The 20736-nt window shown below is 62.8% G+C and carries 20 protein-coding genes and 1 pseudogene; 17 read left to right on the top strand and 4 right to left on the bottom strand.

The window, feature by feature from the left end; translation table 11 throughout:
- Positions 1-5 precede the first annotated feature (5 nt).
- The gene (locus AC07WT_RS38465; protein ID WP_494950984.1) at positions 6-977 is read left to right on the top strand and encodes a chemotaxis protein CheX; all 972 of its coding nucleotides are present in this window, start codon (positions 6-8) and stop codon (positions 975-977) included.
- Between the two features lie 21 nt (positions 978-998).
- The gene (locus tag AC07WT_RS38460) at positions 999-1364 is read left to right on the top strand and encodes a response regulator (protein ID WP_492595624.1); all 366 of its coding nucleotides are present in this window, start codon (positions 999-1001) and stop codon (positions 1362-1364) included.
- A 627-nt stretch (positions 1365-1991) separates the two neighbouring features.
- Here the strand turns inward: AC07WT_RS38460 and AC07WT_RS38455 are convergent.
- Positions 1992-2951 carry a GlxA family transcriptional regulator gene (locus AC07WT_RS38455; protein WP_494950983.1) on the bottom strand — a complete coding sequence of 320 codons (960 nt, stop codon included), beginning with the start codon at positions 2949-2951 and terminating at the stop codon, positions 1992-1994.
- 237 nt (positions 2952-3188) lie between these two features.
- Here AC07WT_RS38455 and AC07WT_RS38450 point away from each other — a divergent pair, with 237 nt between their 5' ends.
- The 7 genes from AC07WT_RS38450 to AC07WT_RS38420 all read left to right on the top strand — a co-directional run bounded on the left by AC07WT_RS38450 (position 3189) and on the right by AC07WT_RS38420 (position 10137).
- Positions 3189-3827, top strand: a complete 639-nt coding sequence (locus AC07WT_RS38450; RefSeq protein WP_494950982.1) for an HD domain-containing protein — start codon at positions 3189-3191, stop codon at positions 3825-3827.
- A 77-nt stretch (positions 3828-3904) separates the two neighbouring features.
- Positions 3905-4828 carry a LysR family transcriptional regulator gene (locus AC07WT_RS38445; protein ID WP_494950981.1) on the top strand — a complete coding sequence of 308 codons (924 nt, stop codon included), beginning with the start codon at positions 3905-3907 and terminating at the stop codon, positions 4826-4828.
- 123 nt (positions 4829-4951) lie between these two features.
- Positions 4952-6145 carry a CaiB/BaiF CoA transferase family protein gene (locus AC07WT_RS38440; protein WP_494950980.1) on the top strand — a complete coding sequence of 398 codons (1194 nt, stop codon included), beginning with the start codon at positions 4952-4954 and terminating at the stop codon, positions 6143-6145.
- On the top strand, positions 6142-7095 hold the full coding sequence (locus AC07WT_RS38435) for a hydroxymethylglutaryl-CoA lyase (RefSeq protein WP_494950979.1): 954 nt from the start codon (positions 6142-6144) through the stop codon (positions 7093-7095). Before AC07WT_RS38440 ends, AC07WT_RS38435 begins: the two co-directional genes overlap by 4 nt.
- Before the next feature lie 60 nt (positions 7096-7155).
- Complete coding sequence (locus AC07WT_RS38430; RefSeq protein ID WP_494950978.1) at positions 7156-8487, top strand: MFS transporter; 1332 nt, start codon at positions 7156-7158, stop codon at positions 8485-8487.
- Between the two features lie 243 nt (positions 8488-8730).
- Positions 8731-9024, top strand: a complete 294-nt coding sequence (locus AC07WT_RS38425) for a hypothetical protein (RefSeq protein ID WP_494950977.1) — start codon at positions 8731-8733, stop codon at positions 9022-9024.
- 198 nt (positions 9025-9222) lie between these two features.
- The gene (locus AC07WT_RS38420) at positions 9223-10137 is read left to right on the top strand and encodes a patatin-like phospholipase family protein (protein ID WP_492595630.1); all 915 of its coding nucleotides are present in this window, start codon (positions 9223-9225) and stop codon (positions 10135-10137) included.
- A 93-nt stretch (positions 10138-10230) separates the two neighbouring features.
- Here AC07WT_RS38420 and AC07WT_RS38415 read toward each other — a convergent pair whose 3' ends face one another.
- On the bottom strand, positions 10231-11124 hold the full coding sequence (locus AC07WT_RS38415; RefSeq protein WP_494951149.1) for a helix-turn-helix domain-containing protein: 894 nt from the start codon (positions 11122-11124) through the stop codon (positions 10231-10233).
- A 188-nt stretch (positions 11125-11312) separates the two neighbouring features.
- Here AC07WT_RS38415 and AC07WT_RS38410 point away from each other — a divergent pair, with 188 nt between their 5' ends.
- The gene (locus AC07WT_RS38410) at positions 11313-12212 is read left to right on the top strand and encodes a DMT family transporter (protein WP_494950976.1); all 900 of its coding nucleotides are present in this window, start codon (positions 11313-11315) and stop codon (positions 12210-12212) included.
- Between the two features lie 38 nt (positions 12213-12250).
- Here the strand turns inward: AC07WT_RS38410 and AC07WT_RS38405 are convergent, their stop codons facing one another.
- Positions 12251-12901: a hypothetical protein gene (locus tag AC07WT_RS38405; protein ID WP_494951160.1), complete on the bottom strand. Its 651-nt coding sequence runs from the start codon at positions 12899-12901 to the stop codon at positions 12251-12253.
- Between the two features lie 73 nt (positions 12902-12974).
- Here AC07WT_RS38405 and AC07WT_RS38400 point away from each other — a divergent pair, with 73 nt between their 5' ends.
- The 5 genes and pseudogenes from AC07WT_RS38400 to AC07WT_RS38380 form a co-directional block, all read left to right on the top strand.
- Positions 12975-13700, top strand: coding sequence for a PAAR domain-containing protein (locus AC07WT_RS38400; RefSeq protein WP_494950975.1), 726 nt, complete (start codon positions 12975-12977; stop codon positions 13698-13700).
- Positions 13701-13704: 4 nt separating this feature from the next.
- Positions 13705-14289 (top strand): PAAR domain-containing protein, encoded by a 585-nt coding sequence (locus AC07WT_RS38395; RefSeq protein ID WP_494950974.1) that lies wholly within the window; start codon positions 13705-13707, stop codon positions 14287-14289.
- Positions 14282-14956, top strand: coding sequence for a M35 family metalloendopeptidase (locus AC07WT_RS38390; protein WP_494950973.1), 675 nt, complete (start codon positions 14282-14284; stop codon positions 14954-14956). Before AC07WT_RS38395 ends, AC07WT_RS38390 begins: the two co-directional genes overlap by 8 nt.
- Entirely contained in the window at positions 14949-15368 is a 420-nt protein-coding gene (locus AC07WT_RS38385) for a hypothetical protein (protein WP_492595636.1), read from the top strand. Before AC07WT_RS38390 ends, AC07WT_RS38385 begins: the two co-directional genes overlap by 8 nt.
- A gap of 44 nt (positions 15369-15412) precedes the next feature.
- Positions 15413-15738, top strand: a pseudogene (locus AC07WT_RS38380) (CBS domain-containing protein); the annotation flags it as partial.
- Here the strand turns inward: AC07WT_RS38380 and AC07WT_RS38375 are convergent.
- Positions 15735-17162, bottom strand: coding sequence for an MFS transporter (locus tag AC07WT_RS38375; protein WP_494950972.1), 1428 nt, complete (start codon positions 17160-17162; stop codon positions 15735-15737). The pseudogene AC07WT_RS38380 and the gene AC07WT_RS38375 overlap by 4 nt on opposite strands.
- 125 nt (positions 17163-17287) lie before the next feature.
- On the opposite strand from AC07WT_RS38375, the gene AC07WT_RS38370 reads away from it, so the two are divergent.
- Positions 17288-18157: a LysR family transcriptional regulator gene (locus AC07WT_RS38370; RefSeq protein ID WP_494951148.1), complete on the top strand. Its 870-nt coding sequence runs from the start codon at positions 17288-17290 to the stop codon at positions 18155-18157.
- A 338-nt stretch (positions 18158-18495) separates the two neighbouring features.
- Positions 18496-20679 carry an NHL repeat-containing protein gene (locus tag AC07WT_RS38365; RefSeq protein ID WP_494950971.1) on the top strand — a complete coding sequence of 728 codons (2184 nt, stop codon included), beginning with the start codon at positions 18496-18498 and terminating at the stop codon, positions 20677-20679.
- The last annotated feature ends 57 nt before the right edge of the window (positions 20680-20736 follow it).

Here is a 20736-nt window from a genome sequence, read left to right as displayed (position 1 = left end):
CCGAAATGAACGTGAACAAGCCGGTCAGCAAGGTGCTGGTGCTGGATGACTGCCCGGTGCATAAAGACGCGCTGAAGCGCTTCTGCGACGAAAACAATCTGGTCGGCGTGAAGGTCGGCAAGAGCCGTCTGCCTTCGGTGTTGCGCTCGAATATCGATCTGGGCGCGATTCTGTTTGGCGAAGGATACGGCGGTTCGGCCGAGGCGAGCGCCGAGGTCGCGATCAGGATCAATGCCGTGCGGCCCGAACTGCCGATCATCATGCGCCGCGAATCCGGTCCGACTTTGGACGGTCTGCCGGAGAGTCTGCGGAGGGTGGTCTGCGCTGCCTACGTCGGGCACGACATGGCGCCGCTGCGCAAGGTAATCGACGAATACATCTTCAGCCTGGATTACCCGAACGCGCTGGTGCGCGGCATCGCGGAGATGACGCAGGCGATCCTCGGCGACGTCTTCAAGGACCTGGTCGTCGCCTGCGAGACGCCCTACATCGTGCGCGACCGGATCATCTTCGGGGAGGTGTTCAGCCTGATTCCGCTGGAGAGTGCGTGGTGTCGCGGCTACATGATGATGCAGGCCGAGGAGGCGCCGATTCTCGAATTGCTGGATCGCTTCCAGATGACCCATGGCGCGCATGACGGCGAGGCCGACTTTCGCGATCTGAACGGCGTACTGGGTGAAGTGACCAACCTGATCTGGGGCTCCTTTCGGAACCGCTATGTCGGCGACGCGGACGCGTGGCTGCGCAGTCAGGTGCAGGTGCCGCTGCTGGTGAATCACAAGCACAAGTACATCTCGTTCGGCAGCGGCAATCCGCAACTGTGTTTCATGTATCGGCTGACGGACCCGCAGTCGGGGCGGTCGGTCAAGCTGCATCAACGTTTTGTGTTCAGCCTGAGCTGGTCGCCCGAGGATTTCAAGGAAGTCGAGGAAGACGTCGGCGCGATGGTCGATGCGGGCGAACTCGAGCTGTTCTGATTGTTGTCATAGGAAAAAATCATGTCGAAGATTCTCGTGGTGGACGACTCGAGCACGGTGCGCGATGAAGTGGCCGGCTTTCTGAAGAAGAACGGCCTGGACGTCGACACCGCCGTGGACGGTAAAGACGGTCTCGCCAAGCTGAAGACCAACCCCGGCATCAAACTGGTGATCAGCGACGTCAACATGCCGAACATGGACGGCCTGACGATGGTCGAAAAGATTCGCGGCGAACTCGCGAACACGACCGTCAACGTGATCATGCTGACCACCGAAAGCAGCCCGGCGATGAAGGAGCGCGGCAAGGCGGCCGGCGTGAAAGGCTGGATCGTCAAGCCGTTCAAGGGCGACGCGGTGCTGGAAACGTTCCGCAAGCTGGCAGGCTGAACGGTACGGGCGCGGCAGCACGAACGCCGCGGTTCCGGCCAAAGGTGAGAATTTCCGGGAGCCGCGCGCAAAAAGTCAGGCAAACGTAGTCGTGGGCATCCTTCACACGTTGTGATTGTCGAGGCCGCGAGTGGCTGCAGGCGGCTCCCAGATGCGATCGCCGGAGCAAAGGTGAGAATATTCGGGAGCCGCGCATATGGCCACGAGCCGTAGCGGATTTTGGACCGAATTCGGTGAGCGGCAAGATCAATCCGCGTTCATCCGGCTGATGCAAGTCTGCCCGGCGCACCGCCTCTTACCTGGGTATGCAAATTACCTGAAACACACTCAAAGGTGAGGGTTTGCGGGAGTGGCCGGTCCGGAACGACGGGTGCCCCGCCCAGCATGCCTTTGCAGCCCGCACGCAAGCGCCTGAGGTGAGCTTTTTCGGGAGCTGGCCGATGCGCACCTCGCGTCTCGCTGATGTCTGATGCGCCATCACCCGTATGGGTTTCGGGAGAAGCGTCGGGCGCGACGCGATAGCGGCGCCCGACGTGTGATTCATCGGCGTGTCAGCCGAAAGGTGAGGGTTTTCGGGAGCAGAGACAACATTGCATGCTTGCAGCGGCGCCGGTCAGCGAGCCTTCGTCAGGCGGAGCGAAAGCGCTCCCGATACTGCATCGGCGTCACGCCGATTCGTCTCGTGAAGACAATCCGCATCCGGTCCGCGGTGCCGAAACCGCAGTCGTAGGCAATCGTCTTGAGCGCCGCGTCGCTGCTATCCAGCAACTTGCGCGCCGCATCCACGCGAGCGCGTTCGACGAACTCATGCGGTGTGACGGTGGTCTCCTGCACGAACACGCGCGCGAAGTTTCGCGCGCTCATGCCCGCGACGTCGGCCAGTTGCCTTACCGTGAAACGCTCGCGAATGCGCTCCATCACATGCGCCTGCACTTTGGCGACCGGTGAAGTTTCATCGGCCGGTGCAGTCAGGTAGGGGCTGAACTGCGACTGGCCGCCTTGCCGCTGCGCGAACACCACCAGCCGCTTGGCGACCGCCAGCGCCGCGTGCGGCCCATGATCCTCCGCCACCAGCGCAAGCGACAGGTCGATGCCCGCGGTGACGCCGGCCGACGTCACGAGCTGCCGGTCGCGCAGATAGATGCGATCGAAATCGACGTGCGCCTGCGGAAATTGCGCCGCCAGTTGCGCCGCGTGCTGCCAGTGCGTCGTGACGTTGCGCGCGTCGAGCAACCCGGCGTGGCCGAGCGCGAAAGCCCCGGTGCAGATCGAGCCGTAACGGTCGCACTGCGTGGCGACGTTCGTCAGCCATTCCAGCAGCCGTGCATCGGGTGCGCGGTCCGGCAACGCGGGGCCGCCCGCGACCAGCGCGAGGTTGAAGGGGCGGCGTGCCTGTTCGAAAGTAGCGTCGGCGGTAAGCGTCATGCCATTGGATGCGCGCAGCGGCCCCGGCTCTGCACTCAGCAGCGTCACTTCATAGCGGTCTTGCGGGGCGACGAACCGATTGGCTTCGGAAAAGACATCGACGGGACCGGCGACGTCGAGCGCCTGCACGCCAGGAAAGATTGCGATCGCGACGGTAGGCATCGAATGACTTCCTTTGACGACGAACTGGATCCGCAAGCGGCGGCAGTCGACGCGGTGCGTTTGGCAGTGTTCGACGGTCCGCCACGATTGCCTGTGATAACGCGTTGGCCAATACTGAATCTCATCGACGCGCGGCTTGAACAGCAAAAAAAGCGCGGCGAACCAGCATACCAAACGCGCTTTCAACTCACCAGGACCGCGCGCTTTCTTTACCGCGTCATTCAAGGAGCACATCACATGACCACGATCGCAGGCATCCAGATTCCCGACAGCATGATGGCGCGCGAAGCCACGCAACTCGTGCGCGATACCGAAGCCGAGTTGCTCTACCATCATTCGCGGCGCGTGTTCCTGTTCGGTTCGCTGGCCGGTGCGCGTAACAAGCTCAAATACGATGCCGAGTTGCTGTACATCGGCGCGATGTTTCATGACATGGGACTCGTTGCGTCGTATAGCAGCGAGCATGATCGCTTCGAAGTGGACGGCGCGAACGCCGCGCGCGAATTCCTGCGGCGCCACGGCATCGGCGAGGACGATATCGAGCAGGTGTGGAATTCGATCGCGCTGCACACCACGCCTGGCATTCCGCAACATATGAAGCCGGTGGTCGCGCTGGTCACGGCGGGCGTCGAGATGGACGTGCTCGGCCTCGCCTACGACGAGTTCACCGAGCAACAGCGGCATGAGGTGATCCATGCGCATCCGCGCGGCGCGCATTTCAAGGAAGGCATCATCGACGCGTTTGCGCACGGCACGATTCACAAACCGGAGACGACCTTCGGCAACGTGAAGGCGGACGTGCTGGCGTTGAAAGACCCGCATTATCATCGCGAGAATTTCTGCACGATGATTCTTGGCTCGGCGTGGACGGATTAGAGGTTTGGCGGGGGCGTACCTATTTTCCGTGTCTGGCGTCAGAATAGGCGCATTGCTCAACGACGCGGCGCCCCGTCATGGTAATCAAAAACCTTCTACGAAGGCTCGACCTCACCACGCTCCAACTCTTTCTCGCCGTCTACGAAGAAGGCACGCTCACGCGTGCCGCCGAGCGCGAGGCGATTGCCGTATCGGCGGCGAGCAAACGTCTGCTCGAACTCGAACAGGCGGTCGGCGCCACCTTGTTCCAGCGCAACGCGCGCGGCATGACGCTCACGCCGGCCGGCGAAACGCTGCTGCATCACGCGCGCCGCGTGATGCGCGACATCGAAAACATCGGCATCGAATTGGCTGGGCACGCGAGCGGCGTGCGCGGCTACGTGCGCATGATGGCCAACCTGTCGGCGATCGTCGAATTCCTGCCTGAAGATTTACGCGCGTTCCAGTTGCAGCACGAGCGCGTCAAACTCGATCTCGAAGAGCGGCCGAGCGGCGGCGTGGTCGAAGCCGTCGACGACAGCCTCGCCGACCTCGGCATCTGTTCCGGCGACGCCGACACGCGCGATCTGCACGTCGCGCACTATCGGCACGACTCGCTGGTGCTCGTGATGCGCGACGATCATCCGCTGGCCGGCCGCAGCAGTATCGTTTTTGCCGAAACGCTCGACGGCGATCACGTCGGCCTGCACGCAGCCAGTTCGATCAATGCCCGCACGCACATGGCCGCGCGCCAGGCCGGCAAGCCCTTGCGCTTGCGTATCCACGTGCCGGGCTTCGACGCGGTGTGCCGGATGGTGCAGGCCGGTATGGGCGTCGGTGTCCTGCCGCTCAAGGTCTATCAGATCATGGGCCGCCCGCTCGGCCTCGTCGGCGTGCCGCTGGAAGACGACTGGTCCGAACGCAACCTGGTGCTGGTGGTGCGCGATGTCGAGGCGCTGTCGCCGGTAAGCCGGCTGCTGTTCGACCACTTGCGCTCGATCGAGGCATCAGAAGCCCCGTAGGCCGCCGACGGGACCTGAGCGTTCGCCGTTCGCGAACGGTCGTTGGCGAATTGCGGTTGGACGCCGCCGCGGCGCCGCTTCTAAGCTGTCTCCCAACACGAAACTTGCTTCGGAGACAGCATCATGGGTGGTCCCCTGCAGGGTATCCGCGTCGTCGAGATCGGAACCCTCATCGCCGCGCCGTTTGCCGCGCGCCTCATGGCCGAGTTCGGCGCCGAGGTCATCAAGATCGAGGCGCCGGAAACCGGCGATCCCCTGCGCAAATGGCGCAAGCTGCATGAGGGCACCTCGCTCTGGTGGTATCTGCAGTCGCGCAACAAGAAATCCATCTGCGTGAATCTGAAGTCGGCGGACGGGATCGATATCGTCAAACGGCTCGCCGCCGACGCCGACGTCGTGATCGAAAATCTCCGTCCCGGCGCGCTCGAAAAGCTCGGCCTCGGCTGGGACGTACTGCACGCGATCAACCCCAAGCTGACGATGGTCCGCATCTCCGGCTACGGCCAGTCCGGCCCGTACCGCGACCGGCCGGGCTTCGGCGCGATCGGCGAAGCGATGGGCGGCATCCGCTATACGACCGGCGAAGTGGACGGCGCACCGGCGCGCGTCGGCGTGAGTCTCGGCGATTCGCTCGCTTCGCTGCACGGCGTGATCGGCGCGTTGATGTCGCTGCTGCGCGTGAAAACTGGGCAGGGCGAGGGCCAGGTCGTCGATGTTTCGCTGGTCGAAAGCGTATTCAATCTGATGGAAAGCCTCGTGCCCGAATACGATCTGCTCGGTCATGTGCGCGAGCGCAGCGGCGGCGCGTTGCCGGGCATCGCGCCATCGAATACCTATCCGACCGAAGACGATGGCTATGTCGTGATCGCCGGCAACAGCGATCCGATCTTCAAACGCCTGATGCAGGTGATCGGCCGCGCCGATCTTGCCGACGACCCCGCTCTCGCCCGCAACGACGGCCGCGCGAAGCAATGCGCGCTGCTCGATCAGGCGATCGCCGCGTGGACCTCGCACCATTCCACCGACGACGTGCTGGCCGCGCTCGAACGCGCCGAAGTGCCGGCCGGACGCATCTATTCAGTGGCCGATATCGTCGCCGATCCGCACTACCAGGCGCGTGGCATGTTGCTGCAAGCGGACCTGCCTGGCGGCGCCTCGGTGAAGATGCCGGGCATCGTGCCGAAACTCTCGGACACGCCGGGCGAAGTGCGCTGGCAAGGTCCGGCGCTGGGCGAGCATACGGGCAGCGTGCTGCGCGAACTGGGTTTTGCCAACGACGATATCGAGCGGCTGCGCCGCGAAGGAGCAGTGCAATGAGCGAGCCGAGCTTTGACAAGCTGATCGTGCAGGAAGTCGCGCCGCGCGATGGCTTGCAGATCGAACCCACATGGGTCGAAACCGCCGACAAGGTCGCGTTGATCAACGCGCTTTCGACCGCGGGTTTCACACGCATCGAGGCGGGTTCGTTCGTCTCGCCGAAAGCGATTCCGGCATTGCGTGACGGCGAGGCCGTTTTCCAGCAGATCGAGCGGCATCCGGGCGTGATCTACGTCGCGCTGGTGCCGAACCTGAAGGGCGCTGAACGCGCGCTGGCCTCGCGCGCCGATGAGCTGAATCTGGTGATGTCGGCGAGCCAGACGCACAACCGCGCCAACATGCGCATGAGCTGCGAGGCGTCGTTGATGGCGTTCGGCGACATCGTGCGGTCTTTACAGCACTCGCATGAGGGTAGCCATGTCAAGCTGAACGCGACTGTAGCGACCGCGTTCGGTTGTCCGTTCGAAGGCAGGATCGACGAAGACCGCGTGATCGGCATTGTCGATACGTATCGCGAGATGGGCATGCAGGGCATCACGCTGGCCGATACGACCGGCATGGCGAATCCGCGCCAGGTCGCGCGGCTCGTGACGCGCGTGCTCGAACGCCTGCCGGTTGCCGCGCTGACGCTGCACTTTCACGACACGCGCGGCCTGGGCCTCGCCAACGTGCTGGCCGCGTACGAAGCCGGCGCGCGCCGCTTCGACGCGGCGTTGGGCGGCCTCGGCGGGTGCCCGTTCGCGCCGGGCGCGTCCGGTAACATCTGCACGGAAGACCTCGTGAACATGTGCGACGAAATGGGCATTCCCACGGAGATCGAGCTGGAAAAGCTGCTCGCGTTGTCGCGCGGTTTGCCTGCTTTGCTCGGTCACGAGGTGCCCGGGCAACTGGCGAAGGCCGGCCGCAATCGCGACCTGCATCCCGTGCCGGAATACGTTCTGCAAATCTGATACCCCCTTGACCGACTATACGACCGGACGGCACTGCCGAATCCGGCATTGGAGACAACCATGAGTGACCTCGGCGCAGTCGCAACCGGCAGCCGTCAGCACAGCGGACACGACGCCGCGACCCTCATCCGCAAAGTGGCGTGGCGGTTGATGCCGCTGATCATGATCTGCTACCTGTTCGCGTTTTTCGACCGCATCAATATCAGCTTCGCGAAGTTTCAGCTGCAGAGCGACCTTGGCTTGACCGATACCGCATACGGCCTTGGCGCGAGTCTGTTTGTGATCGGCTACGTGTTGTTCGAAGTACCAAGCAACCTGTTTTTGTACAAGGTCGGTGCGCGCCGCTGGATTGCCCGGATCATGATTTCATGGGGGTTGGCGACGGCGGCGATGGTATTCGTCCATAACGAATGGCAGTTCTATGGGCTGCGATTCCTGATCGGCGCGATGGAAGCGGGCTTTGCGCCGGGCGTGCTGTATTACCTGACGCTGTGGTTTCCGCCGAGCTACCGCGGGCGCATCACTTCGATGCTGTTTCTCGCCTCCGCGTTTTCGGGCCTGGTCGGGGCGCCGGTTGCGGGTCTGGTGATCGGGCATATGAACGGCGTGCTCGGCATGCCGGGCTGGCATTGGCTGTTTCTGCTGGGCGGCTTGCCGTGCGTCGCGCTTGGCTTTCTCGTGATGAAGCTGCTGAAGGATCGTATCGAGGACGCAGGATGGCTGTCGGCGGCGGAGAAGTCATATCTGTCGAGCCAGATCGCACAACAGAGCCGGCAGCCCAGCACCGGACATTCGCTGGCGGGTGCAATCAGAACGCCTGGCTTTCTGACGCTCGCGCTGGTCTACTTCATGATTCAGGTTGCGTCGTACGGACTCAACTTCTGGGCGCCGCATCTGATCCGCGTCGCCGGCACCCACAATCCGACGGTAATCGGCCTGCTCACGGCAGTGCCTTATATCGCCGGTGCGATCTGCATGGTGGTGGTGGGCCGGATGTCGGATGCCACGGGCGAACGGCGCAAGTTCGTCTGCGGTCTGCTCGTGATGGCGGCGCTCGGCTTCTTTGCCGCAGGCTTGTTCGACAGGCAAACCGCGCTGCTGGTCGTTGCGCTGGCCGTGATGGGCGCGGGCGTGGTCGCTTCCATTCCGGCGTTCTGGGCGCTGCCGCCGAAACTCCTGACCGGCGCGGGCGCGGCAGGCGGGATCGCGTTGATCAACACGCTCGGGCAGGTCGGCGGCATTGTGAGTCCGGTGATGGTTGGCCGCGTGCGCGACCTGACCGGCAGCACCACGCCGGCGCTGTATGTGATCGGCGCAATGAGCCTCGTGTGTGCGCTGATCGTGTTGTACGGTCTGCCGGAATCCTTGCGTCAGAAGGATGCATCGCAATGATGCGCGTCTTTAGGTAAACGAAAGACCGCCAAGGCTATTTTCACCCCGCCTGTCATTTCCAGTCAGCGTTTGCGACTAAGTCCATGAAACACCTGGCCGGCCTTCTCGAGCGCCGGTCCGGGTGTTGTGTTCCCAGAGCCGGCGTGTGCGACGGATCCCCCGAAGCCAGCCATTCTGAGTGCTTGAACGTCGCTTACCTGGCGCGCCTCGACGGCCCGCTACTCACGTAAAAGTGGAGATGACATGAAATCGATTCGAACCATCATTCTGTGCGGACTGCTGCCGTTGGCGCTCGCAGCAGGCTCGGTGCAGGCGCAGGGAATCGGGCGCGCCGGCACCTACGTCATGCCGCCGAACTACAGCATGATGATGGACAAGCTCACGCCCGAACAACGCACGCAGGCCATCGGCATTCAACAGAAGATGATGCAGGTGGAAATGGAGTATCAGGACACGATGGCGCAGATGGAAATGAAGCATTCGCACGAGATGATGGCGATGCAGAACCAGTTGCTCGATCTGTTCAAGGGGCATTGAGGGGGACCGTGGCTGACGGAGACAGCGCCTGGCGAGCGTTCTGACGCCTGGGTGGGCGCCGCTTCGTCAGCCCGCCGCGGTTTGAGCAGGCAGAACCCGCCAGGCATGATCCGCATTGAGCCGTCTGCCGTTTCGTGCGACTCTGCGTCAAGCAGTATCGGCGTGCGAATTCCGCGTTGTCCGGCAGGAGCGACCAACATGTCCTTCCATCATTGCGCGTTATCCGATTTATCGGTTGCGTCGGCCCGCACCGGGTTGACCGCATTTGTGTTCGCCGGCGGCGGCAGTCTGGGCGCGATCGAGGTCGGCATGTTGCGCGAACTGCTCCGCCGGGGCGAACGTCCGGGCATCGTGGTCGGCGCATCCGCCGGCGCAATCAACGCCGCCTATTTCGCGGGCCGCCCTGACGGCGACGGTGTGGCGATGCTCGAAGCGCTGTGGTGCCGTATCCGTCGGCGGGACATCATGCCGTTGACGATGTTCGGGTTTCTCGACATGGTGCTGCGGCGCCGGCCGCACCTCTTCCAGGCGACTGCGCTGCGTGTGCTGCTGGAAAAAAACTTGTCGTACGCGCGCGTGGAGCAGGCGGCGCTACCGCTGCACGTCGTGGCCACCGACATGCTGACCGGCAACGAAATCATCCTGTCGTCCGGGCCGGTGGTGGAAGCGGTGCTGGCGAGCGCGGCGATTCCTGGCGTGTTCCCGCCGGTGCGGATCGGCGGACTCGATCTGGTCGACGGCGGTGTGGCCAACAACACACCCATCTCGGTGGCGGTCGGGCTCGGCGCCACGCGCGTGATCGTGCTGCCGGCCGGCTTTGCCTGTGCGCTGCGGAAGCCGCCTTCCAGCGCGATCGCCCAGGCGATGCATGCGCTGACGCTCGTCATCGCGCGGCAACTCGTGCGCGACCTCGAGTTCTATTCGGCCCGCGCGGAGATCTTCGTCGTGCCGCCGCTGTGCCCGCTGGATGTCTCACCGTACGACTACACCCAATGCGATCGCTTGATCGACCGGGCGGCTGAAACAACGCGAACATGGTTGAACGAAGGAGGGCTTGAGAAGGCGTTTATTCCGGGCGAACTGCGTGAGCATGAACATGACGTCGTGTATTAACGTATGCGTTCTCGCAGCGGGAGGCCTCGGCGGCGCGTCCTCTGCATTTTGTTGAGTACGGCCAGCCGCGTCATCCGTGCCCATGCAACGCCGCTATGACTCGCCGACGGCCTGACGATATGCCGTCGGCGCGACGCCGACGCTTTCGCGGAACCGGTGGCTGAAATGGCTGGCGTTCGCATACCCGCAGTGCTCGGCGACTTGCGTGAGCGGCAGCGAGGTGGTGCGCAGCAGCGTGCGCGCGCGTTCGAGTCGCTGCTGCGCGATCCACGCAGCGGGCGGCAACCCGAACGACGTGCGGAACATACGCGCCAGATGAAATTCCGATAACGACGCGACGCCGGCCAGTTCGCCGAGCGTCAGCGTCTGCGCGAGATGGTTCTCGATGTAGTCACGCAAGCGCCGCCGCGTGGCGACCGACAAACCGCCTTTAAGCGACGTGTCGGTGCGGCGCACGCCTTGCGCGCGCAACAGCAGACTCAGCACCTGGTGCGCGGTTTCATTGGTGCGCAGCAGACCGTCGGGATCCTGCCAGTTTTCATTGGCAAGCGATCGGCACAGGGTGGCGATGCGCGGGTCTTCGAAATAGGTGCGATCGGCGAGCGTCAGCTCGCGGGGCTCGCGGTCGAGTTCCTGCACGGCGCGTTGCGTGAAGTGCTCCGGCAGGAAGTACAGATGCATGAAATGCATGTGGCCGCGTACCCACCAGCGCGATTCATGATCGCCGGGCAACGCGCAAAGCCGCGCCGGCGCGCCGTAGCGGCCGGGCATTTTCTGTCTTTCGGTTCGATAGCCGCCATCCAGATAGCACGACAGCGTGTGATGGCCGGGCCGCTCGTAGACGGTCTCGGCTTCCTCGGTGTCGCGCGTCCACACGGCGATAGCCAATTTATCGCCGAGCCACGCGAACCGGTCGAGATTCGCGTTGGCATTGCGCAGCGTGTGGCACACCGAGTGAAGGCCGAACGGCGTTTCGGAGGAGTCCATCGCGGCGGCGGGCGGATTGGCGTTCACGGAACGAGCGGCATGCGTCTGATGAGTGGGGAAGCGTCAGTATAGGGCGAGCCATGCACCGTGGCTTGCCGCGACGAAAAAGTGCGCAATCCTGGACAAGTGCGCTCACGCGTGCCGCCGCATAGTTGAGCTTCCGCTCCACTTAATGCAGCAGGCTTGCCATGAATTTGTCGCTGTACGCCGTCACCGTTCTGATCTGGGGTACCACCTGGATCGCAATCAAGTGGCAATTGGGGGCCGTGCCGCCGCCGGTCTCCATCGCCTGGCGCTTCTGGATCGCCGCGCTCGTGCTGTTCGCGTTGCTGCACCTGATGCGCCGCCCGATCTGGCTACCACGCGCCGCATGGCGCTTTCTGGCCGCGCAGGGGTTGGCGCTCTTTTGCGTCAATTTCTTGTGCTTTTACTACGCCGAGCAGGTCGTGCCGAGCGGACTGGTAGCGGTGGTCTTTTCGACCGCGCCGCTGTTGAACTCGATCAACGGCCGGCTCTTCATGGGCCGTCCGCTGCAGCCTTCGGCGATTGCGGGCGCGTTGCTCGGTCTGGTCGGTATCGTGTGCCTGTTTGTCCAGCAGATGGCGGGACACCTGGGCGATCATGCTGCATGGCTGGGCCTCGCAATCGCCTTCCTCGGAACCTTGTGTTTCTCGGCGGGTAATCTGCTGTCGAGCCGGATGCAATCGATGGGCTTGCACCCGTTCGCCACCAATAGCTGGGCGATGCTGATCGGCGCCAGCGTATTGACGGTCGGTAGCGCGTTGGCGGGCTTTTCCTTCGCCATCGAGCCGTCCGCGCGTTATCTCGGCGCGCTCGCTTACCTCGCGATATTCGGCTCGGTGATCGGCTTTACCGCGTACCTGATGCTAGTGGGGCGCATCGGGCCGGAACGCGCGGCTTACTGCACCGTGTTGTTTCCGATCGTGGCGCTGGCGGCGTCGACGGTATTCGAAGGCTATCAATGGTCAGCACTGTCCGTGGTCGGACTCGTGCTGGTGCTGGCCGGCAATCTGGTGGCGTTCGATTTGACGCGGCGCATTTTCGTGCGGCGGGTGCGCACTTACTGAGTGCGGCGGCCGGCGGCGGCGGCTTATTGTGCCGCCGCCTACTCCGGTCGTTTGCCGAGGCTGTCGAACAGTTCGAGGATGGTTGTCTTGGCCTTCTGCACGGCATTGCTGAGCAGTGCCGTGTCGTGAGGTGAGTGTTTTCGGGATCCAAAATAGCTTGAAGAAATCACCGGTGAGCTTTTCCGGGAGCCAAAGAAAGAGCGCCCAAACCGGCAGGCGGTTTTGTGAAGTACCGTTTCAGCGAGCGCGCAGCGCGAGAAGGGGTGGATGATTGCCTTGTCACGGGCACTAGTGGACCACAGTGTGGTCCAGCAGGTTTCCACTACCGGTGGTTGGCCGAGGTGCCCGCTCAAGTCCACGCGGGCAATTAGTACTTTTTTGGGGAGCCGTGGGGGAATTTCGACGGCAATCCCAAAACTGGCATGCAGGATAACTGGCGCTTCAGGGTGCGCGCGCTCCACGGTGACGATGCGTTTTGGCCGCTCAATGCGGTGAAGTTCTCGAAGGCCACGAAGTCGCCGCACCGCGCTATAAGCGGACTGCATCCGCACAGCCCTTAACATCGAGTGACAATTCCCAGGGCTCGCCATGTGCGGGCCATTTTTTACGTGCACCGCGTTTCCCATCGTTGTAGACATCACTTTCACCAGTGCTGGATAGGCGGGGCGTGATGCCAATGTCACGGACATCAACGCCCCTCACACTTTTCAGATATCTCCGATTTACGTCAGTAACAGACAAAACCAATCTCCCTTCAGAAGTTTGTTCAACCCTGAAGGAGACTGGCGCATGAAAAATAGCGCAATCAACGAAACAACCTATCTGTTCGCGACAATCGGTTCGCTGACCACTCGAGGCGGACGGGTTACGACCGCAACCGGTGGCTACGCTATCGCCGGTCTGAATGTCGCACGGGTCGGTGATGTCGTGACATACCCGGACGGCAGTGAGGCGGTGATTATGGACGGGGCGGGTTTCGCGCTGGTGATCGGCAACCGGCCCGCTGCAGTGGTCGGCAGCAGCCTGAGCAATGGCGACCGGATCATCGAGACGCTGGTGAAGGACCACGGCATCGTCGTGCGTGCAGGCGAAACAATCGACGGGCTTTTCGATGCCAGCTACGTGCCGCCGCCATACACCGGGACGACATATCGTTTTGCCGTCAAAGGAGCGACAACCCGGCTCGGCGGTGTGCTGCGGGAAGCAACGAGCGACCACCCTATCCGCGAGATTCACCGTAATGCGGCCTGTGTCGGCGATTTCATCGAATATGCAGACGGCACGCGGGCACAAATCGTCACGGGCATTGGCCTGCCCGACAGGTCAGGTTTCCGGCCACTTGCTGTCGTTGGCAGCCTGCTCGATAACGGCGATGCGATTACCGACAGCCCCGATCGCGAAAACCATGCTGTGAGCCTCGTTCCAGTCCCGCCCGATGTTCCGGTTCACGGATCTGACGACGCTTTAGCACGACCTGCGGGAGCCTGACCCAATGGCGATTTTCTATAGCGTTGTTGAAGATGATCCGCTCGACAGTGGAGAAAATAGCCGCGTCATAGATGGGCTCGCTAACTGCACGATCGAAGGTCAGGACGGACGCCACAGACGAATGACGTTTCTTGGCCATATGGCGTGGTGCGACCGGTGCAAGAGTGCCGGTGAGATCGTTGCGGCTGCCGGATGCCTGGACAACCGGCGCATGTTCGATGCCACCTTGGGTCGATACCAGGCGCTAGGCGGCGATAAGGTGCTCTGCAAATGCGCGACGCCCCCGCGCATCATTCCGGTCTATGGCCGTAGCTGGATGGTCTTCGACGACATGGGTGGCGTCAGCCATGCAGCCGCCGCGTTTCCGTCCGGTGCATCGTCCCAGATGGCAGGAAGCTTTGACGAGCAATACGTGTTGCGCGACGCCATGACGTCCCGCCCTCTGGCAAACATGCGCTATCGGATACGCACGGCGGCTGGCAGAACGTTTGACGGTGTGACCGATGCTGAAGGTCATACGCAGCGTGTGACGACTGACGGAACGGAAACTCTCAAACTCGAAGTGAAGGAGACGAACGGAGATGCCTGATTCAGACTATGTATTGGTTCATGAAGGCGCGGTGACGAACACGACGCCGGGTTCAAAGGTATACGTAGACCTCACGCTCAACGGGCCGCCTATATGCGAGAACATGACGGACACCGAGTTTCGGAAGCGTGCGTTGCGCTTGCGGGACATTGCCATCTCCCTTATCGACAAGCGACTTGCAGAGCTAACGGTCTGGTCAAACCAAGCGCAAGACCGCGTAAGTGACTGGTTCGGAAGATGCGATGCCGTAACGCGTAACCGCTTGATGACATCCCTGCCAGAGCTAAGGCGCGTACTATCTGGCTTGCAGCCAAAAAATTTCTTGCGTGCAACGCCGGAGCTGGATCGTTATCTCGGATGTACGCCTAACACGAAAAACATTGAACGCGAAATGGCGCATGTCTGCGCACCGAACACAGCAACGCATACCATATGCATTTCCCCCGCTTTCTGTACGGCACGAGACGTCAATATGTTCGGCGAGTCGAAACTTGCGACGATCATCCACGAAGCAACACATTTCACCGATACGTTCGGGAGCCTCGATAACATGTATGGATTCAATTCGTATATGAAGATTTGGGCTCACGACCACCCTGATCTCGCCATCGCAAATGCCGATAGTATTGCGCTATACATTGTCTATGCGGAGGATGTTCGTGCTTAAGATTCTTGCATTAATTGCCTTATTGTTCTCCGCTTCTTCATTCGCATGCGTAGGCCCACAAAATAGACCAACGCAAATCATTTCTGTACCGTTTGAACGGAATTCTGCAGAGTTGACTTCGAAGGAGACTATCCGGCTCGCATCATGGGCAATTGACATGAAGTCGAGTTTCCCAATTCAGCTGTGGACAAACATTGTCGCAACGTCGGCACCAGATGAGAGGGAAGCCGCTCAGCTCTCGGCGCAACGAGCTGCATTAATGAAGAAGTTGGCCGTTCAATTTGGCTTGGCAAACGGCGGCTTCGAAGTGCACAGCTACGTGGACAACGCATCCAGTCTGAACGGCAGCTTCTCAATGTCCGGTCAAATCGATCTTTCTCCGGGTTGCCCGAATAATTGCTGCGATGGTTAGTAACGCTTACCCGCGGAGACCGAGTGTCGTTGCCCGTTGGATACCAGCAGGCGCTCGGTTACGTAACGCGCCGTGCGGCGCGCGCGGGGCAGGGCGCGTGCGGCGAGCATCTGAGCGTGTTCAAGGCAACGGCGAACGCCGACGACCATCTGCGCATCGTGTTGTCGAAGATGTATCGGTTCAACTCGTCATGGATGCCGGTGCTGGACGGCGACAGACGCTATGTCGGCGAAGTCACGCAGGATTCGATCGCCGACTATCTGAGCCCGGGCCGCTCGCGTCAGCAGTCCGGCCGGCCATCATGTCGCCGGCCGGTGCCGCGGCAGCCGCGCAAGCTGCTGCGTACGCTCGAGGTCCACAAGCTGGTTAAACCGCCTGCCGGCCTTCGCGCCATTGCGGAGCGAAGGCCGCGAACGTCGCCAAAGCCGCCGCGATCGCGTACGTCGCCAACCCCAATCCGGCGATAACCCACAACGCAATCGACACATGCGGCGCCAGAATCGTCGCCGCGCCCGCCATCGCAACGCCGAGCAGGCCGCCCGCCTGCCGCAACGCATTCAACACACCCGAGGCCACGCCGGCCAACTCGCCGGGCACCTGTTCCAGCACCGTCGAGATCATCGGCGGAACCGACAAGGCCGTGCCGCCGCCGAACACCACCATGGCCGCATACGTGACGACCCACGGCGCGCGCCATTCCAGACTCATTGCCATCGCCGGCACGGCAAGGGCAGCGAGTGCGAGTCCGGTTGTCATGAACTGCGTGGCAGTGAAACGTCCATGCAACTTGCCCACTAGCACGTTGCCGAGCGACAGGCTGCCGGCGAGCGGTAACAGCGTGAGACCGATCTGCCGCGCGTTGAAGCCGAACTCGCCGTGCAGAAAGAGGCTCAGCATGAAGAGCAAACCGAAGTAGCCGACGTAGACAAGCGTGCCCATCACGTTCATCGCGACGAACAGGCGGTTGCTGAACCATGCAACCGGCACCATCGGATCATGTGCGCGGCGCTCGACGGCGACTAGTGCGAACGTTGCCAATACCGCGAGCAGCGCGGCGCCCCACACTTCTCGCGCAGCGATACCGCGCGACGGCAGTTCGATCGCCGCGAAGCAGAGCGCACCCAGCGCGACGATACTCGCCAACTGCCCACCCCAATCGACGCGGCGTCCGACGCTGCGCAACGAATGACGCACGACGATTCCCGCACCCGCGAAGGCAATCAAGCCGGTCGGCAGGTTGATCAGAAACGCGCTGCGCCAGCCGAACCCTTCCACGAGCATGCCGCCGAGCACCGGCCCGACCGCCGCCGCCACCGATGCAATCCCTGCCCACAGCGCGATGGCGCGACCACGTTCGACGGGGTCGTCGAAGGTGCTGCGCACGATCGCCAGCGACGCCGGCAGGAATAGCGCTGCGCCGCTGCCTTGCACGAAGCGCGCGGCCACCAGCGCGCCGACGTTCGGCGCCAGCCCGCAAGCCGCCGAGGCTGCCACGAACAACGCCAGCCCCCACAAATACACCGCCTTTGCGCCGAAACGGTCGGACGCGACGCCGCCCGCGAGGATCAGCGCGGCGAAGCTCAGCGTGTACGCGTCGACGATCCACGCAAGGCCGCCCACGGACGCGCCCAGGGTAGCGTGCATCGCCGGCAAGGCCACGTTGACGATAGTGGTGTCGAGCACGGCCATGAACATGCCGCTCGCCACCAGCGCCAGCGTCAGACGCGGCCGCTTCGCGGACCGCGTCTCGTCGGCCTGCGCCACCGGTGGCTGTTCAACGGTGCATTCGGTCATCAGGTTCCTCTGGTCCAATCTGCAATCGGTAGATCGGCGAAGTCTAGTCACGCAAGCAGCTGCAATAAAGCAGTGATTTCGCATCTGTCTGATGCAAAATTGCATCACGGAGGAATCGACCGATGATGAACTGGGACAACGCCCGATTTTTTCTCGCCGTGGCGCGCGCCGGCACCTTGCGCGGCGCGGCGATGCGCCTCGACGTCGATCAGGCGACGGTCGGCCGGCGGATCGCCGCGCTGGAAGAAACGCTCTCGGCCACGCTGTTTCTGCGTACGCCGGCCATGTATGTACTGACGCGCGCAGGCGAAGCGCTGCTTGGGCCGGCCGAGACAATGGAGCAAGCGGCGTTGTCGATCGAACGGCGGATTGCCGGGCTCGACGATCAGCTGGCCGGCACGATCCGCGTCGCTACCACCGATTCGCTCGGCAAACGCTTTGTGGTGCCGGCCATCGCCAAGGCGCGGCGCGCGCATCCGGGCATCGAGATTGTCTGCGTGACGTCCGCGCAGATCACCAATCTGACCCGGCGCGAAGCCGACGTGGCGATCCGCACGCTGCGGCCCGATGCGCCCGATCTGGTTGCGCGCAAGCTGGCGCAGCTGGAGGTCGGCATTTACGCGTCGCGCGAGTATGTGGCGGCACGTGGCGAGCCGCGCGACGGCGAGGCGTTCGACGGTCACGACCTGGTGATGTATCAGCAGCCGGTCTCGCCGTGGCTATGGGCGCCGCTGTGTGGCGAGCCGACGTCGCGCGGACGTCTCGTGTTCCAGACGCAATCGACCGCGATGCTGTTCGAGGCGGCCCTCGCCGGTTTCGGTGTCGCCGGGCTGCCGTGCTTCCGCGCGGATTACGAACCGGAACTGGTGCGCGTCATGCCGCATCGAGCTGAGCCATTCGACGTGTGGCTGGTCGCGCACGCGGATCTGTACAAGACGGCGCGGATGCAGGTGCTGATTGCGGCAGTGGCGGAGGAATTCGCGGACGCGCGTTAATCGTCAATGGTCAATGCGAGGCCGTGTCGAACCCGTGCGCATGCTGCGAATCCAGTATCGGCCACGTCGGCGGATTGACCAGCGGCGGCACTGCGCGCATCGCGTGCAGCTGAAAAGCAAATAGCAGCGCGTTGCCGCGCAAACTCATGCACATCGAATTATTTGAAGTTCACGCAAGCCCGCAGATAATTTTTTACGAATAAATTTCCGCCTTTTCTATGCGAGGATCGAACGCCAACGTTCACGTATGCGCGATAGCCATCGATCCGCATACACGCTGAAGCGCGCCGGACACGCCGGCTGTGCGCGCTTCGCACTTCGCAAGGAAACACACTGTTGTGAAATTCTCTTCTCGCCTTGGCGCCGCTGTTCTTCTCTTCCATAGCCTCGTCCCGGTCGGCGCACTCGCCCAAGCTCAACTGAACTACACCACCTCCTGGATCGGCAACAGTTTCGGCTTTGGCGACGGCAAATGGATGCAGCAGGACATCCAGGCGATCAGTGTGGGTGCGGACGGCACCGTCTACACCAATGCGCCCTGGGACGAAAGCGGCAGCGAGATCGCCGCGTATCGCGCGGGCGACAAGCTTGCCGTGGCGGGCTCGACGCACGGCTGGGGCAACACCGGAGGCGATGCGGTCGCGACGAACCATACCTACCTGTACGCGGCGATGTCGATCGGCAACGAGAGCAACAGACTGGTTGGCGCGGACTATCCGCCGGCCAATCAGACGTGGTTCGGCATCACGCGCCGCACGCTCGCCAATCTCGCGACCGGCGCGCCGTTCAGCGGCGGCATCGGCAACAGCGCGAATGCGACGAAGAACAGTTTTCTGCTGCTCAACGCCGTGGCGACCGGCAACGATGCGGGCGTTCGCGGCATGGCCGCCACCGATAGCGAAGTGTATGTCGCGGATACGTACAACAGCCGGATCCTCGTCTTCGACGCAGCCTCGATGCAGCGCTTGCGCTCGTGGAACGTGCCGTCGCCGGGACGCATCGCGGTGGATACCGATTCGACGCTATGGGTGATGAGCGGCGTCTCGTCGGGCAGCCTGAGCGTCCTGCACTACGCCGCCGACGGCACCGCCCTTTCCGGCACATTGGCCTTGCCTGCCGGTACGGTGCCGACCGACATCGCGGTCACGCCGTCAGGGCAGATCCTTGTCGCCGACAATGGACCGACGCAGCAGATCCTCGTCTTCAACAAGGACGCCAGCGGTCAGCCGCAAGCCGCCGCGCCGATCGGCACGCGCAATGGCATCTTCCACGTGACCAAGGGCGTGCCGGGCAACTGGCGCTTCAACGGCATCACGGGTATCGGTGTCGATCCGGCCGGCAATCTGTACGTCGCGCAAAACGGCGAAGGTCCGCGGCCGCTCGGCTCGGCATCGGTCGGTCAAGGCGCGGTGCTCGAGAGCTATGTTTTCAGCACGCATGCTTTCAACTGGCGTCTGTACGGGCTCACCTTTGTCGATAGCGCCGCGTTCGATCCCGCGACGCCGAATTCGGTCTACACCGGCTCGAAGCGCTTCACGCTCGATTACAGCCAGCCGGTCGGCCACGAATGGTCGTACGCGGCCTTCACGCTCGACCGTTTCGATTATCCCGACGACCCGGCCTTTCACCAGCCGCGCGGCGTGCGCGGCGAGCCGATGGTGCGGCGAATCAACGGTCAGCCGTTTCTCTACACGCTCGATCCGGGCGCGCATTACCTGAACGTGTATCGCTTCGACGCGGCGCATGGCGAAATGGCGATTCCGTCCGGCTTGCTGGCGCAGAATCCGCTTCCCGGCACGTGGCCGAGCGGGCAACCCACGTATGGCGAATGGCTGTGGCGCGACAGCAATGGCAACGGCACCGTCGACGCCAGCGAGATCACCGGCAATCCGTCTACCGGCAGCACGGTCGGCGACGGCTTCTGGTGGGTCGATACGCCAGGCAACGTATGGCTCGCCACGCCGACGAGCGGGATCCGCGAGATGCCGTTGCAAGGCCTCGATTCCGTCGGCAATCCGATCTACACCTACGCGAGTTCGAAGATGTTCGCGATGCCGCAACCGTTCACGCGGATCGCGCGGATCGTCTACATTGCGGCGACCGACACGATGTATATATCCGGATTCACGAGCGCAATTCCGTGGGATTCCACGCACTGGAAAGAAGCCGGCCCGGTGCTCGCGCGCTACGACAACTGGAGCTCCGGTACGCCGACGCAGCAGTACGCGATCTCGCTGCCGTGGAATACGCAGAGCAATCCGCAGACAACAACGGTGGGCGTCGCGGTGGCGGGCAATTACGTCTTCGTTGCGGAGTTGTACACCGCGAAGGTGGACGTGTACGACGCGCGTACCGGCCAGGCGGTCGGCTATATGATGCCGGGCGCGAGTGTCGGCAACACCAGCGGCTGGGTCGATGTGTACCTCGGCATCAGCGCGGTGCAGCGCGCCAATGGCGAATACGTCGTGCTGCTGGAAGACGACGCGCGCGCGAAAATCCTGATGTATCGGTGGACGCCTTAACGTGGATCGTGCTGGGTCCCTTCACGAATGGACGGCGGCACACGATCGGTATATAAC

This window comes from Paraburkholderia sp. GW821-FHT02A12 (genome assembly GCF_059422005.1).
Note: the sequence above shows the minus strand (reverse complement) of the source record. Positions and strands in the feature narration are given on the sequence as shown.

Bases quoted from the DNA above. Each gene is read 5' to 3' on its own strand.
- AC07WT_RS38370 (WP_494951148.1), top strand. From the start codon at position 17,288: ATGAACTGGGACAACGCCCGATTTTTTCTCGCCGTGGCGCGCGCCGGC.
- AC07WT_RS38455 (WP_494950983.1), bottom strand. From the start codon at position 2,951: ATGCCTACCGTCGCGATCGCAATCTTTCCTGGCGTGCAGGCGCTCGAC.
- AC07WT_RS38395 (WP_494950974.1), top strand. From the start codon at position 13,705: ATGGCGATTTTCTATAGCGTTGTTGAAGATGATCCGCTCGACAGTGGA.
- AC07WT_RS38405 (WP_494951160.1), bottom strand. From the start codon at position 12,901: ATGTCCGTGACATTGGCATCACGCCCCGCCTATCCAGCACTGGTGAAA.
- AC07WT_RS38460 (WP_492595624.1), top strand. From the start codon at position 999: ATGTCGAAGATTCTCGTGGTGGACGACTCGAGCACGGTGCGCGATGAA.
- AC07WT_RS38390 (WP_494950973.1), top strand. From the start codon at position 14,282: ATGCCTGATTCAGACTATGTATTGGTTCATGAAGGCGCGGTGACGAAC.
- AC07WT_RS38450 (WP_494950982.1), top strand. From the start codon at position 3,189: ATGACCACGATCGCAGGCATCCAGATTCCCGACAGCATGATGGCGCGC.
- AC07WT_RS38420 (WP_492595630.1), top strand. From the start codon at position 9,223: ATGTCCTTCCATCATTGCGCGTTATCCGATTTATCGGTTGCGTCGGCC.
- AC07WT_RS38410 (WP_494950976.1), top strand. From the start codon at position 11,313: ATGAATTTGTCGCTGTACGCCGTCACCGTTCTGATCTGGGGTACCACC.
- AC07WT_RS38440 (WP_494950980.1), top strand. From the start codon at position 4,952: ATGGGTGGTCCCCTGCAGGGTATCCGCGTCGTCGAGATCGGAACCCTC.
- AC07WT_RS38415 (WP_494951149.1), bottom strand. From the start codon at position 11,124: ATGGACTCCTCCGAAACGCCGTTCGGCCTTCACTCGGTGTGCCACACG.
- AC07WT_RS38465 (WP_494950984.1), top strand. From the start codon at position 6: ATGAACGTGAACAAGCCGGTCAGCAAGGTGCTGGTGCTGGATGACTGC.
- AC07WT_RS38375 (WP_494950972.1), bottom strand. From the start codon at position 17,162: ATGACCGAATGCACCGTTGAACAGCCACCGGTGGCGCAGGCCGACGAG.
- AC07WT_RS38430 (WP_494950978.1), top strand. From the start codon at position 7,156: ATGAGTGACCTCGGCGCAGTCGCAACCGGCAGCCGTCAGCACAGCGGA.
- AC07WT_RS38445 (WP_494950981.1), top strand. From the start codon at position 3,905: ATGGTAATCAAAAACCTTCTACGAAGGCTCGACCTCACCACGCTCCAA.
- AC07WT_RS38435 (WP_494950979.1), top strand. From the start codon at position 6,142: ATGAGCGAGCCGAGCTTTGACAAGCTGATCGTGCAGGAAGTCGCGCCG.
- AC07WT_RS38425 (WP_494950977.1), top strand. From the start codon at position 8,731: ATGAAATCGATTCGAACCATCATTCTGTGCGGACTGCTGCCGTTGGCG.